Source organism: Pseudomonas sp. GM74, assembly GCF_000282455.1.
In the GTDB taxonomy this organism is placed as follows: domain Bacteria; phylum Pseudomonadota; class Gammaproteobacteria; order Pseudomonadales; family Pseudomonadaceae; genus Aquipseudomonas.
On record NZ_AKJG01000041.1, the window covers coordinates 64,344 to 78,090 of the forward strand.

The window sequence follows — 13,747 nt, forward strand, 5'->3', positions numbered from 1 at the left end:
AGGGTTTTTTCGCGATAAATACTTTGTTACCCCTGATGCGTTGTAACGCGGCCTACTAGATAATCCCGCGCTACGGGGATCAGCGTTCGTTGGTCCATTTTGACTTAGGTAGAGACTTGTCCGGATCCGATTGGGGAATCATTTCGCCCCAGCGGAGTCGGAACAATGCTCGCCAACTTGGCAAGAGTGGTTTGCAAGGGCGGTTTTTTCATGCCGTACACCGTGCAGGCCCTTTAACTGGCCGTTGGTTTTTTGATCTGTTTTCGGCGAGGGTTGCTCGTGATTGTTAGTCCCTGTAACGCACCAAAATTGTCTGCCAAACGGTTACGCAGCGCCCTGGTAGCGGGCTCTGCACTGCTCTGCCTGCTCAGCGCCGGTCAGCTTTGGGCATTCAGTCTGGATGATGTATCGGCCAAGGCAAAAGAGCTGGCCGCGCAGAAATACGAAGCGCCGCGCAGTAACCTGCCGAACGAGTTCCGCGACATGAAATTCGCGGACTATCAGAAAATTCGTTTTCTGACGGAAAAAGCCGAGTGGGCTGATCAGAAGACGCCGTTCAAGCTGTCCTTCTATCACCAGGGCATGCATTTCGATACGCCGGTGAAAATCAACGAAATCACCGCGAACACCGTCGAAGAGATCAAATACGATCCGAGTCGTTTCGACTTCGGCGACATGCAGTTCGATCCCAAGGCCACCGAACAACTGGGTTATGCCGGTTTCCGTGTGCTGTACCCGATCAACAAGGCCGACAAGCAAGACGAAATCATGACCATGCTCGGCGCGAGCTACTTCCGCGTCGTCGGCAAGGGTCACGTCTATGGTTTGTCCGCTCGCGGCATGGCGCTTGATACCGCCTTGCCGTCCGGCGAAGAATTCCCGCGTTTTCGCGAATTCTGGATTCAGCAGCCCAAGCCAGGCGACAAGCACCTGGTGATCTTCGCCCTGCTGGACTCTCCTCGTGCCACCGGCGCCTATCGCCTGACCCTGCGTCCGGGCAGCGACACCATCGTCGACGTCAAGGCGCAGATGTTCCTGCGTGACAAGGTCGGCAAGCTGGGTATCGCCCCGTTGACCAGCATGTTCCTGTTCGGCGCCAACCAGCCGTCGAAAGTACTGAACTACCGTCGCGAACTGCACGACTCCAGCGGCCTGGCGATCCATGCCGGCAACGGCGAGTGGATCTGGCGTCCGCTGAACAATCCGAAACACCTGGCCGTGAGCAACTTCAGCGTGGAAAACCCGCGCGGCTTCGGTCTGCTGCAACGTGGCCGCGATTTCAGCCACTATGAAGACCTCGACGACCGCTACGACAAGCGCCCAAGCGCCTGGATCGAGCCGAAGGGTGACTGGGGCAAGGGCACCGTCGACCTGGTCGAGATTCCGACCGCCGACGAAACCAACGACAACATCGTTGCCTTCTGGAACCCGGAAAAATTGCCGGAACCTGGCCAGCCGCTCGATGTCGCTTATCGTATGCACTGGACCATGGATGAAGCCTCGATTCACGCGCCGGACAGCGCCTGGGTCAAACAGACCCTGCGTTCCACCGGTGACGTCAAACAGTCCAACCTGATTCGTCAGCCGGACGGCAGCGTTGCCTACCTGGTGGATTTCGAAGGCCCGTCCCTGGCTGCATTGCCGGCCGATGCGGACGTTCGCAGCCAGGTCAGCGTCGGCGACAACGCCGAACTGGTGGAAAATAGCGTGCGCTTCAACCCTGAAACCAAGGGCTGGCGCCTGACCTTGCGGATGAAGATCAAGGATCCGAGCAAATCCACCGAGATGCGTGCCGCACTGGTGCAGAACATCGTGCCGGCGGACCTGGCCAAGACTTCGATTCCGTCGTCGAACTCGTCGGTTGCCAAGGCCGACAAGGTTGCCGCCAAGCAACAAGAGAAAGCGGACAAGGAAGCCAGGCAAGCGGAGGCCAAGCAGGCCGAAGCCAAGCCTGTTGCAGATGCCAAGGACAAGGCCAATAAAGACGCCAAGCAGCCTGCCGCTGCCGACGCGGCCCCAGCCACACCGGAATCGGCCCCGACTGAAGAAGTCCTGACCGAGACCTGGAGCTATCAGTTGCCTGCCGATGAGTAACTCACAAGTACGGCCAGAAACTCTTTCCGAGTATCTGGCGCATCTGCCGATGACCGACGAGCAGCGCGCGGAACTCGCGGGCTGCCAGTCCTTCAGCGAATTGCATGAACGCCTGTCATCGTCGACGTTCGACGCCCCGACCGAAGCCGCCCAGGCTTCGGTGGGCAAACGCCTGACCCTGAGCACTGCCGAAGAGCTGCAGGACGCGGAAATGCTGGTGCTCGACACCAACGGCCGGGTCTGCCTCAAGGCGACCCCGCCGATCCGGCGGACCAAGGTCGTGCCGGAGCCGTGGCGCACCAATATTCTGGTGCGCGGCTGGCGCCGGATGACCGGTCGTACCAACCCGCCGAAGCCGCCGAAGGACGAACGTGTATTGCCGGCCGCGCGCTGGCGTACCGTGGGTTCGATCCGTCGCTACATTCTGTTGTTGCTGATGCTCGGCCAGACCATCGTCGCCGGCTGGTACATGAAAGGCATCATGCCGTACCAGGGCTGGTCGTTCGTCGACCTCAACGAAGTGCTGCACCAACCGCTGCTGCAAACCGCCACGCAAGTGCTGCCGTACGCATTGCAGACCAGCATCCTGATCCTGTTCGGGATTTTGTTCTGCTGGGTGTCGGCCGGTTTCTGGACCGCGCTGATGGGCTTCCTCGAATTGCTGACCGGCCACGATAAATACCGTATCTCCGGTAAAAGTGCCGGCAACGAGCCGATTCCGAAGGAAGCGCGCACCGCCCTGGTGATGCCGATCTGCAACGAAGACGTGCCGCGGGTATTCGCCGGCCTGCGGGCGACCTTCGAGTCGGTGGCGGCCACGGGTGACCTGGACCGCTTCGACTTCTTCGTCCTCAGTGACAGTAACGACGCCGATATCTGTGTCGCCGAGCAACAGGCCTGGCTGGACGTCTGTCGTGAGGCCGGGGGCTTTGGCAAGATCTTCTATCGCCGTCGTCGCCGTCGCGTTAAGCGTAAAAGCGGCAACCTCGACGACTTCTGTCGTCGCTGGGGCGGTGACTACAAGTACATGGTCGTACTCGACGCCGACTCCGTGATGAGCGGTGAGTGCCTGACCAGTCTGGTACGCCTGATGGAAGCCACGCCGGACGCCGGGATCATCCAGACCGCGCCGCGGGCGTCGGGCATGGACACCTTGTATGCGCGCATGCAGCAGTTCGCCACTCGCGTGTATGGCCCGCTGTTCACCGCCGGCCTGCACTTCTGGCAACTGGGCGAATCGCACTACTGGGGCCACAACGCAATCATCCGCATGAAGCCGTTCATCGACCACTGCGCCTTGGCGCCGTTGCCGGGTAAAGGCGCGTTCTCCGGCTCGATCCTGTCCCACGACTTCGTTGAAGCCGCGTTGATGCGCCGTGCAGGCTGGGGCGTGTGGATTGCCTACGACTTGCCAGGCAGCTATGAAGAACTGCCGCCAAACCTGCTGGACGAACTCAAGCGTGACCGTCGCTGGTGCCACGGTAACCTGATGAACTTCCGCCTGTTCCTGGTCAAGGGCATGCACCCGGTGCACCGCGCGGTGTTCCTGACCGGCGTGATGTCCTATCTGTCGGCACCGTTGTGGTTCTTCTTCCTGGTGCTGTCGACCGCGCTGCTGGCGGTCAACACGCTGATGGAGCCGCAGTACTTCCTCGAGCCGCGTCAGCTCTATCCGTTGTGGCCTCAATGGCACCCGGACAAGGCGATTGCGCTGTTCTCGACCACCATCGTGCTGCTGTTCCTGCCGAAGCTGCTGAGCATCATCCTGATCTGGGCCAAGGGCGCGAAAGAGTTCGGCGGCAAGTTCAAGGTGACCCTGTCGATGTTGCTGGAGATGCTGTTCTCCATGCTGCTGGCGCCGGTGCGGATGATCTTCCACACCCGTTTCGTCCTCGCCGCGTTCCTCGGTTGGGCCGCGACCTGGAACTCGCCGCAACGTGACGACGACTCCACGCCGTGGAGCGAAGCGGTCAAGCGCCACGGCCCGCAAACCCTGCTGGGCTTCTTCTGGGCCATGCTGGTGATCTGGCTGAACCCGAGCTTCCTGTGGTGGCTGGTGCCGATCGTCGGTTCGTTGATGCTGTCGATTCCCGTCTCGGTGATCTCCAGCCGCGTCGGCCTTGGCCTCAAATCCCGCGACGAGAGCCTGTTCCTGATCCCTGAGGAATACAATCCGCCGCAGGCCTTGCTGGCAACCGACCAGTACACCCACGAAAACCGCTGGCACGCGCTGAACGACGGCTTCGTCCGTTCGGTGGTCGATCCACAGCAGAACGCCCTGGCGTGCTCGCTGGCGACTTCCCGGCACAATCAGGCCGAGCCGATTGAGTGGTTGCGGATCGAGCGGGTGCGACACGCGATGAAGGTTGGACCTGAAGGCCTGACCAACAACGAGCGTGTGCAACTGTTGAGCGACCCGGTGGCATTGGCTCGCTTGCACGAGCAGGTCTGGAACGAAGGTCACCCAGAGTGGCTGGGTGCCTGGCGCAAGTCGGTGAAGGCCGATCCCCATGCACCGTTGCTGCCGCTCAAGCCGATGAGCGAACAGCCTCAGTTGGCATGATAAAAAAACCCGCGAAAGCGGGTTTTTTTATGGCTTGAAGTTTGTTCTTGAGCTTGCAGAAGATGCTGTAACGGCAGCGTCTGGTCGATCGCTTTCGCGGGCAAGCCCGCTCCCACAGGGTTCAAGGTGAGGCACACATTGTGTGAACACCGAAAATACCTGTGGGAGCGGGCTTGCCCGCGAAGGCATCACCTCGGTCCTGAGTAAACCGAGGCATGCGGATCACCTCAGACCCTGAACTTGCCCACCAGCATCTGCAAATGCGTCCCCAACCGCGCCAGTTCAACGCTGGAGGCTGCGGTCTCTTCACTGGCCGCCGAAGTCTGGTCCGACACATCCCGCACGTTCAGCACGCTACGGTTGATCTCCTCCGCCACAGCACTTTGCTGCTCGGCAGCCGCGGCGATCTGCTGGTTCATCGCCTGGATCGCCGACACCGTGCGGGTAATGCTTTCCAGTGAGCCACCGGCGCGGCGGGTCAGTTCGACGCTGCTGTCGGTCAGGGTGCGGCTGTTGTCCATGATGGTCGCCACTTGCCGGGTGCCGTTTTGCAGGCCGACGATCAGCTCTTCGATCTCTTCGGTGGACTTCTGGGTGCGCTGGGCCAGGCTGCGGACTTCGTCGGCGACCACGGCAAAACCACGTCCGGCTTCACCGGCGCGGGCGGCTTCGATGGCGGCGTTGAGGGCCAGCAGGTTGGTTTGCTGTGCAACGGATTTGATGACGTCGAGTACGCTGCCGATCTTGTCGCTTTCACGCTTGAGTTCGCCCATGGCCTCGGTGGAGTGGCCGACTTCCTTGGCCAGGCGCTCGATCTGGGCGATGGCTTCACCGACCACTTTATCGCCCTCGCGTGCCTGCTGGTCGGCGGCGACGGCGGCTTCGGAAGCTTCTTCGGCGTTGCGCGCAACTTCCTGCACGGTGGCGGCCATTTCGTTCATGGCGGTGGCGACCTGATCGGTCTCGACCTTCTGGCTGTTGACCCCGGCGCTGGTCTGCTCGGTGACTGCAGACAACTCTTCGGCGGCACTGGCGATCTGCGTGACGCCATCGCTGATGCCGCCGATCAGCTCGCGAAGGCCTTGGGTCATGCTTTGCATGGCACGCTGCAACTGGCCGAGTTCGTCGCGGCGCTGCGACGTCAGGTTATGGGTCAGGTCGCCGCTGGCAACGCGCTGGGCCACGACCAGGGTCTGGTTCAGCGGAATGATGATCTGCCGGGTGATCGCCCAGGCAGCCAGCAGGCCGAAGGCGATGGCCAGCACGGTAGCGAGTGTCAGCATGTTCTTGGCGTGGGCGGCGTCGGTGTCACGCACGACGGTTTGCGAGACGGTGAGTTTCTGGCTCATGTCCAACAGGGTTTCGCCTTGGGCGGACATGCGTGCCAGGGCCTTGGCGCTGGCCACCTGGGAGTCGCGGAACTGGCGGACGGCGGCGCGATAGGCCTTCAGCGAGTCAGTTGCCTGTTGCAGGTTGGCGATGTGTTCTTCAGGCAGTTTGGCCGGCAGGCTCTCGAGGTTCTTCAGGGCGTTGTCGATCGCGTCGAGGGCTGGCTGTTCGGCTTCGCTCTTGCCGCTGTAGGTGTAGCCGCGAACCTGGAAGCGCGCCTGCTGGATCAGTTTGCTCAGGTCGATGACGCTGTTGAACGCCGCCACGCTGTCACTTTGCAGCATGGATTTTTCCACTTCGGCGACGCGGGCCACGGCGTTGTCGGCGGTGGCGCCGAGTTTGCTGCGCGCGTCTTCACGCTGGGCGCCGGCCTGGGTCATATCGTTGAAGGCGCGACGGTATTCGGCGACAGCGGCCAGTTGTTGATCGACCATGGCTGTGTCAGCCGGTTGCTCGATCAGGCCGCGGGCGGTCTGCAGGCCGCTTTCGAGCTTGCCCAGCAGATCGTTGACGGCACCCGGACCTTGTTCGCCGCGACGCATCTCGTATTCCAGGCGTGCAATGCGCAAGTCCTTGGTCAGGTCGTTGAGACTGGCGATGAACCCCAGTTTATCGCCACGGCTGGTCACGTCGCTCAGGCCGCTCCAGCCGGTAAAGGTGATCAGCAGGGTGAGTAACAGCACCAGGCCGAAGCCGATCCCCAGCTTGCGTTTGACGCTGACGTTTCCCAGATTCTCGGCTAGCCATTGGTACATGCTGAAACTCCCTGGACCGCAATTTGGTTTTATGGGGGATGTATCGGCAGATGGGTGGGGTTCTGTAGGGGCGGATAGTCGGCTTGCGGTCATCACATGTAGCAGCTGGCGAAGCCGGCGTTCGACTGCGCAGCAGTCGTCTATACGCTGTACTCGGTCAACCAGAATGACTGAGGTGCCGGGTTTTGCGACTGCTTCGCAGCCGAACGCAGGCTTCGCCAGCTGCTACGGGCTATGCGTAGTTAGAAAAGTCGTGCCAGCAACGCGGTCACGGCGGTTTCAACGCGCAAGATGCGCTCGCCCAGTTGCACCGGTTGCAGGCCGGACTTGCCCAGCAGGTCGATCTCGTAGGGAATCCAGCCACCTTCGGGGCCGATGGCCAGGGTCACCGGTTCGCTGAGGGCACGAGGGCAGGGCGGGTAATTGCCCGGATGCCCCACCAGGCCGAGGGTGCCTTCGGTGATCGCGGGCAGACGGTCTTCGACGAAGGGCTTGAAGCGCTTTTCGATCACGACTTCCGGCAGCACGCTGTCCCGGGCCTGTTCGAGGCCGAGGATCAACTGCTCGCGAATCGCCTCTGGCTCCAGGAACGGGGTCTGCCAGAAGCTCTTCTCGACGCGATAGCTGTTGACCAGCACGATACGCGGCACACCCATGGCCGCCACCGTCTGGAACACCCTACGCAGCATCTTGGGGCGTGGCAGGGCCAATACCAGGGTCAATGGCAGCTTGGCCGGTGGTGGCTGGTCGAGGGTGACGCGCAATTCCGCTTCGTCGGCGTCCAGGCGCAGCACTTCAGCCGAGCCCATCAAGCCGCCGATCCGCCCGACGCGCATGCTGTCACCGACTTCGCAGCGGTGGACTTCCTGCATGTGGGTCAAGCGGCGATCACGCAGGACCGCGCGGTCGGCCGCAATGAAATCGGCCTCTTCCAGGAGCAGCAGGTTCACGCTTGGGTCGCTGGCGGCTGGTCGTTATGGTCGTCAGCCGGTTGGTCGTCCGGATGCTCGCCACGCTTGCTGATCAGGCTGCCAAACAGGATGCCGATCTCGAACAACAGCCACATCGGCACGGCCAGCAGGGTCTGCGAGAAAATATCCGGCGGCGTCAGGATCATGCCGACCACGAAGCAGCCGATGATCACGTACGGGCGGATCTTCTTCAGGTATTTGACGTCGACCACGCCGATCCACACCAGAAGCACCACGGCCACCGGGATTTCGAACGCCACGCCAAAGGCAAAGAACAGCGTCATGACGAAATCGAGGTAGCTGGTGATGTCGGTCATCATTTCCACGCCGGCCGGGGTGGCGGAGGCGAAGAACTTGAAGATCAGCGGGAACACCAGGAAATAGGCGAATGCCATGCCGGCGTAGAACAGAAAGATGCTGGAGACCAGCAAAGGCACGGCGATGCGCTTTTCATGCTTGTACAGGCCCGGGGCGATGAAACCCCAGATCTGGTGCAGGATCACCGGGATGGCCAGGAACAGCGAGACCATCATCGTCAGCTTCAGTGGCGTCAGGAACGGCGACGACACGTCGGTGGCAATCATCGTCGCGCCGGCGGGCAGGTACGCGCGCAGCGGCGTGGAGACGAAGGTGTAGATCTGCTGGGTGAAGGCGAACAGCCCGGCAAAGATGATGAAGATCGCCGCTACGCAGCGCAGCAGGCGGGTACGCAACTCGGTGAGGTGCGAAACCAGCGGCATGTGCTGGTCGTTTTCTGGGAGATCGCTCATGGGGCTCGCGGCGGCAGTGTTGGGTCATGAGGGGCCGGCGCAACGGGCGCAGCCGCAGGTGTAACGGGTTCAACCGGAGTGGTTGCAGCAACAATCGGCGCAGGCTCGACAGCCGCAACAGCAGGCGTTGTCGCGGCAGCGGGGGCAGGCGCATGAATCGTCTGGGCACCCACATGCTCCACCGGTGTCGGCTCCTGCTGGGTCGGCGTGAAGATTTTTCGCGCCTCCTGCTCAAGCGACAGGATGTGTTCGTTGTGCAGTTGCCGACGAATTTCGTCGGCACCGATTTCACGTTCAACTTCCTGTTTTATCGCGTTGAAGCTGCGCTTCAGGCGCCCGACCCACAGGCCGGCGGTGCGCGCAGCGCCCGGCAAGCGCTCGGGGCCCAGCACCAGCAGGGCGACGAGGCCGACGAGCAGCAGTTCAGAGAAGCTGATACCAAACATTAGTCTGCGCTCACACGTCTTTGCGGATCGGCTCTTCGACTTTCTGTGCCTGCACGTCGATGGTGTGCGGCTGGTTCACAGAGGCCTGGGGCTGCACCGGTGGAACCGGTTGGGCCGGGGTCGCATTCGGGTCGGCCGGTTTTTCGTCGTCGTTCATGGCTTTCTTGAAGCCCTTGATCGATTCGCCGACATCAGTGCCGAGGTTTTTCAGTTTCTTGGTGCCGAACACCAGTACCACGACAACCAGGATGACGATCCAGTGTTTCCAGTCAAAAATGCCCATGCTGCTGCTCCTCTCTAATAGTTATTCAGGCGGACGGGCGCGAGGCTTTCTCGGCGTGTCCGGAGAGACCGAAACGACGGTCCAGTTCATCGAGTACAGCCTGTGGATGCTGCCCCAATTGGGCGAGCATGACCATGCTGTGGAACCACAGATCGGCGGTTTCGTAGATCACATCGCTGCAGTCGCCGCTGATGGCGGCGTCCTTGGCGGCAATGATGGTCTCGACCGACTCTTCGCCGACTTTTTCCAGAATCTTGTTCAAGCCCTTGTGGTACAGGCTGGCGACGTACGAACTGTCGGCGGCGGCGCCTTTGCGCTCTTCGAGTACCTCGGCGAGGCGGGTGAGAGTGTCACTCATGTTTGTGCCCTGCGGAATAGATGGCGTGCGGATCTTTCAGGACCGGGTCGACAGTTGTCCAGTCGCCGTTCTCATAGACGCGGTAGAAGCAGCTCTGGCGGCCGGTATGGCAGGCGATGTCGCCGATCTGCTCGACCATCAGGATGATGACGTCGGCGTCACAGTCCAGGCGCATCTCGTGCAGGGTCTGTACATGGCCGGACTCTTCGCCCTTGCGCCACAGCTTGCCACGGGACCGAGACCAGTAAATGGCGCGGTTCTCGGCAGCGGTCAATTCCAGTGCTTCGCGGTTCATCCAGGCCATCATCAGGACGCGCCCGGTCTTGTGATCCTGGGCGATGGCCGGCACCAGGCCGTCAGCGTCCCACTTGATCTCGTCCAGCCAGTTTTTCATCTTCGACTCCGACAGCGAGCTCCACACTTCAATAGTCGAGCTCAGGCGTTCAAACAGTGTGCCAGTCGTTCACACAACTGGCTATCGGCGCACGACCAGATACAAACCGACCGCCATCATGATTCCTGCTGGCCAATAGGCCAACTGATTCAGCGGTCCGCCCGCGGCAAGAACGGCGCCACCGGCCAGATGGGCCGTGCCGAGCAGGCGCAGGAACCAGTCATCACGGCGTCGGTGCCACGATGGCGGCGGGTTGAGTGCGTGGGGTTGGGACATGCGTTCGAGCAGGTCGCGGGCCATGTTGGCCAGGTGCGGAATCTGTTCAAACTGGCTGTGCACGTTGCCGAGCAGGGCTTTGGGACTGACCCGCTCACGCATCCAGCGCTCGAGGAATGGTTGCGCGGTGTTCCACAGATCGAGATCCGGGTACAGCTGACGGCCCAGGCCTTCGATGTTCAACAGGGTTTTTTGCAGCAGAACCAGCTGTGGCTGCACTTCCATGTTGAAGCGACGCGCGGTCTGGAACAGGCGCATCAGCACCTGGCCGAAGGAAATATCTTTTAACGGTTTTTCGAAGATCGGCTCGCACACGGTACGGATCGCAGCTTCGAATTCGTTGAGTTTGGTTTCCGCCGGGACCCAGCCCGAATCGATGTGCAACTGCGCCACGCGACGGTAATCGCGCTTGAAGAAGGCGAACAGGTTGCGCGCCAGGTAATCCTGGTCTTCCGGGGTCAGGCTGCCGACGATGCCGCAGTCGATCGCAATGTACTGCGGGCTCCACGGACTCACGGTGCTGACGAAAATGTTGCCGGGGTGCATGTCGGCGTGGAAGAAGCTGTCGCGGAACACCTGGGTGAAGAAAATCTCCACGCCACGCTCGGCGAGCATTTTCATGTCGGTGCGCTGGTCGGCCAGGGTCGCCAGATCGGTGACCTGAATGCCGTAGATGCGCTCCATCACCAACACTTTCGGCCGGCACCAGTCCCAATAGACTTGCGGTACGTACAGCAGCGGCGAGCCGTCGAAGTTGCGCTTCAACTGACTGGCGTTGGCCGCCTCGCGCAACAGGTCAAGTTCGTCGTAGATGGTTTTTTCGTAATCGCTGACCACGTCCACCGGGTGCAGCAGGCGCGCATCGGCCGAGAGTTTTTCGGCGGCGCGGGCGAGGATGAACAGCCACGCCAGGTCCTGGGCGATCACCGGTTTGAGGCCCGGGCGGATCACCTTGACCACCACTTCTTCGCCGGTTTTCAGTTGCGCGGCATGCACCTGCGCCACCGAGGCCGAGGCCAGCGGTTCGACGTCGAAACGGCTGAACACTTCGCTGATTTTTTTGCCCAGCTGTTCTTCGATCAGCTTCACCGACACTTGCGAGTCGAACGGCGGAACGCGGTCCTGCAGTTTCATCAGTTCATCGGCGATGTCTTCGGGCAGCAGGTCGCGGCGAGTGGACAGGATCTGCCCGAACTTGATGAAAATCGGCCCCAGGTCCTGCAACGCCAGGCGCAGGCGCGCGCCACGGCTCAGATCCAGGGTCTTGCGCGGGAACCAGCGCCATGGCAAGGCATAACGCAGTGCCCGCAAGAACCAGGGCAGTGGCAGGGCGAACAGCAGGTCATCGAGGCGGTAGCGGATCACGACGCGCTGGATGCGCAACAAACGGCGGACGGCAAGCAGCTTCATGCGTTATCGCTTGGGTCGAGGGATCGGGAAAGGCGCTCGAAACGCGCCTCGAGACGTTCCAGATCGAGCTTGATCTGGTCCAGTTCACTGAATCGGGCTTCGGCTTCGCGCTGACCGACAAGGGTGCGCGATTCTTCGGCCAGGTATTCACCCAGGTTCTGGCCCAGGCTGGCAAAGCCTTGCCGATACCAGCGGGCGCGGCTGCGCAGGTGACCGCCGACCAGTTGCGTGGCCACCGGGCCCAGCCAGCGCGAGAGTTCGTACTCCCAGTCCAGCTCCAGGTCCTGGAGGATCGCCGCCAGTTCCAGCAGCACGCCGCTGTCACCGTCGAGTTCGACTTCAGGAGCATGCAGAACGGAGGTCTTGTCCTTGCTCATGGCCAGTTTCAGCAGGCTCGAGGCCGGTGCACGCAAGGTGCAGTCGGCGCCGGTTTCCCACTGGGAGGCGAGCATCAGGCCTTCGTCGCTGGGCAGGATGAACAGTTGCAGCGCCGGGCTGCGGCAATCGACGGCAATCACTTTGCCGGTCAAGTGCGCCAGTCGCGGCAGCGCCGTGCTGTCGAGACGCAGCACCCGGTTCAGGCCGAGTTCAACGCTGGCGAGCAGGCCGGCGAGCAGCATCAGGGCTTGATGCCGCGGTGCAGGGCAACGATGCCTGCGGTCATGTTGTGATAGGTCACGCGGTCGAAACCGGCCTCTACCATCATCGACTTCAGGGTTTCCTGGTTCGGGTGCATACGGATCGATTCGGCCAGGTAGCGATAGCTTTCCGAGTCGTTGGTGATCAGCTTGCCCATCAGCGGCATGAAGGCGAACGAGTAGGCGTCGTAGGCCTTGGACATCAGCGCGTTGGTCGGCTTGGAGAACTCCAGCACCAACAAGCGGCCGCCAGGCTTGAGCACGCGCAGCATCGAGCGCAGGGCGTCTTCCTTGTGGGTTACGTTGCGCAAGCCGAAGGCGATGGTCACGCAGTCGAAATGGTTGTCCGGGAACGGCAGTTTTTCCGCGTCGGCCTGGACGAATTCGACGTTGCCGGACACACCGAGGTCCAGCAGGCGGTCACGACCGACCTTGAGCATGGATTCGTTGATGTCGGCCAACACGACCTGGCCGGTCGGGCCTACCAGATGCGAGAACTTGCGGGTCAGGTCACCAGTACCGCCGGCGATGTCCAGCACGCGGTTACCGGTGCGCACGCCCGACAGTTCGATCGCAAAACGCTTCCACAGGCGGTGCATGCCGCCCGACAGAAGGTCGTTCATCAGGTCGTACTTGGCGGCTACCGAGTGGAAAACCTCAGCGACTTTTTCCGCTTTCTGGCTTTCCGGAACGTTTTTGAAGCCGAAGTGAGTGGTGGGTTCGGCATCGCTGCCTTTGCGCTGATCAGTCATATCGCTGTCACCAAAAGAGAATGCGCGACATTCTAATCCCCAAGGCATGCTTTGTCTTGGCAAGGCTGAAGGTAAGATGGGCAACCATCGGGACGTTTTGACGCAGCAGAGGTCAAGATGCCTCGGGAAAGCATCCATAAAGCAGGAGTCATTCGATGGCCCGTATTAGTGTTGAACGTGCCCATGGCCTGGGTAAGGAAGCGGCTCGCGAAAAGGCCGACAAGCTGGCGCAGAAACTTTCCGATCAGTATGGTCTGGAGCCGCAGTGGTCCGGCGACACCCTGAACCTCAAGCGCTCGGGTGTGAAGGGCGCGGTGCATGTCAGTGAAGATTCGATCAGGGTCGACGTGGAACTGGGCCTGATGATGTCGGCCATGAGCGGCATGATCAAGGCGGAAATCGAGAAGGCGCTGGACAAGGCCCTGGTCTGATTTCCCCTTGAAATGAGATCCCCTTGTGGGAGCGGGCTTGCTCGCGAAGGCAGTCTGTCAGTTGACCAGGATGTTGACTGACACGACGCCTTCGCGAGCAAGCCCGCTCCCACATTTAGTTTGCGGTGCTCTCAAAGGTTTATGTCAGTTGTTAGGGTGCCGTTTCTAATTTTTCTCCCTACTTTGTGCCAGAGCCCGACACTTACCCGGGCAGTTC

The 13,747-nt window shown here is 61.3% G+C and carries 13 protein-coding genes and 1 pseudogene; 3 read left to right on the plus strand and 11 right to left on the minus strand.

Annotated elements, in window-relative coordinates:
• The first annotated feature begins 279 nt into the window (after positions 1 to 279).
• Positions 280 to 2,094 (plus strand): glucan biosynthesis protein G, encoded by a 1,815-nt coding sequence (locus PMI34_RS20825; protein WP_008047810.1) that lies wholly within the window; start codon positions 280 to 282, stop codon positions 2,092 to 2,094.
• The gene (mdoH, locus tag PMI34_RS20820; protein ID WP_032829468.1) at positions 2,087 to 4,657 is read left to right on the plus strand and encodes a glucans biosynthesis glucosyltransferase MdoH; all 2,571 of its coding nucleotides are present in this window, start codon (positions 2,087 to 2,089) and stop codon (positions 4,655 to 4,657) included. Before PMI34_RS20825 ends, mdoH begins: the two co-directional genes overlap by 8 nt.
• A gap of 227 nt (positions 4,658 to 4,884) precedes the next feature.
• Here mdoH and PMI34_RS29685 read toward each other — a convergent pair whose 3' ends face one another.
• The 11 genes and pseudogenes from PMI34_RS29685 to ubiE all read right to left on the minus strand — a co-directional run bounded on the left by PMI34_RS29685 (position 4,885) and on the right by ubiE (position 13,099).
• On the minus strand, positions 4,885 to 5,757 hold the full coding sequence (locus PMI34_RS29685) for a methyl-accepting chemotaxis protein (RefSeq protein ID WP_443216120.1): 873 nt from the start codon (positions 5,755 to 5,757) through the stop codon (positions 4,885 to 4,887).
• Positions 5,740 to 6,894 (minus strand): annotated as a pseudogene (locus tag PMI34_RS29690) (methyl-accepting chemotaxis protein); the annotation flags it as partial. The gene PMI34_RS29685 and the pseudogene PMI34_RS29690, both read right to left, overlap by 18 nt.
• A 149-nt stretch (positions 6,895 to 7,043) precedes the next feature.
• Complete coding sequence (locus tag PMI34_RS20810; protein ID WP_008047816.1) at positions 7,044 to 7,751, minus strand: 16S rRNA (uracil(1498)-N(3))-methyltransferase; 708 nt, start codon at positions 7,749 to 7,751, stop codon at positions 7,044 to 7,046.
• Positions 7,748 to 8,542 (minus strand): twin-arginine translocase subunit TatC, encoded by a 795-nt coding sequence (tatC, locus tag PMI34_RS20805; RefSeq protein ID WP_007989278.1) that lies wholly within the window; start codon positions 8,540 to 8,542, stop codon positions 7,748 to 7,750. The genes PMI34_RS20810 and tatC overlap by 4 nt, the downstream gene beginning before the upstream one ends.
• Entirely contained in the window at positions 8,539 to 8,988 is a 450-nt protein-coding gene (gene tatB, locus PMI34_RS27910) for a Sec-independent protein translocase protein TatB (RefSeq protein ID WP_008047818.1), read from the minus strand. The genes tatC and tatB overlap by 4 nt, the downstream gene beginning before the upstream one ends.
• 10 nt (positions 8,989 to 8,998) lie before the next feature.
• Positions 8,999 to 9,271 (minus strand): twin-arginine translocase TatA/TatE family subunit, encoded by a 273-nt coding sequence (locus PMI34_RS20800; protein WP_007989280.1) that lies wholly within the window; start codon positions 9,269 to 9,271, stop codon positions 8,999 to 9,001.
• 25 nt (positions 9,272 to 9,296) lie between these two features.
• Positions 9,297 to 9,629 carry a phosphoribosyl-ATP diphosphatase gene (locus PMI34_RS20795; RefSeq protein WP_008047820.1) on the minus strand — a complete coding sequence of 111 codons (333 nt, stop codon included), beginning with the start codon at positions 9,627 to 9,629 and terminating at the stop codon, positions 9,297 to 9,299.
• The gene (gene hisI / locus PMI34_RS20790; protein ID WP_007989281.1) at positions 9,622 to 10,023 is read right to left on the minus strand and encodes a phosphoribosyl-AMP cyclohydrolase; all 402 of its coding nucleotides are present in this window, start codon (positions 10,021 to 10,023) and stop codon (positions 9,622 to 9,624) included. Before hisI ends, PMI34_RS20795 begins: the two co-directional genes overlap by 8 nt.
• Before the next feature lie 81 nt (positions 10,024 to 10,104).
• The gene (gene ubiB, locus PMI34_RS20785) at positions 10,105 to 11,709 is read right to left on the minus strand and encodes a ubiquinone biosynthesis regulatory protein kinase UbiB (protein ID WP_008047822.1); all 1,605 of its coding nucleotides are present in this window, start codon (positions 11,707 to 11,709) and stop codon (positions 10,105 to 10,107) included.
• Positions 11,706 to 12,329 carry a ubiquinone biosynthesis accessory factor UbiJ gene (locus PMI34_RS20780; RefSeq protein ID WP_008047823.1) on the minus strand — a complete coding sequence of 208 codons (624 nt, stop codon included), beginning with the start codon at positions 12,327 to 12,329 and terminating at the stop codon, positions 11,706 to 11,708. Before PMI34_RS20780 ends, ubiB begins: the two co-directional genes overlap by 4 nt.
• Positions 12,329 to 13,099, minus strand: coding sequence for a bifunctional demethylmenaquinone methyltransferase/2-methoxy-6-polyprenyl-1,4-benzoquinol methylase UbiE (gene ubiE / locus PMI34_RS20775; RefSeq protein ID WP_008005057.1), 771 nt, complete (start codon positions 13,097 to 13,099; stop codon positions 12,329 to 12,331). Before ubiE ends, PMI34_RS20780 begins: the two co-directional genes overlap by 1 nt.
• Positions 13,100 to 13,254: 155 nt before the next feature.
• Between ubiE and PMI34_RS20770 the strand changes: the two genes are divergently transcribed.
• Positions 13,255 to 13,530: a polyhydroxyalkanoic acid system family protein gene (locus PMI34_RS20770; protein ID WP_008047826.1), complete on the plus strand. Its 276-nt coding sequence runs from the start codon at positions 13,255 to 13,257 to the stop codon at positions 13,528 to 13,530.
• The last annotated feature ends 217 nt before the right edge of the window (positions 13,531 to 13,747 follow it).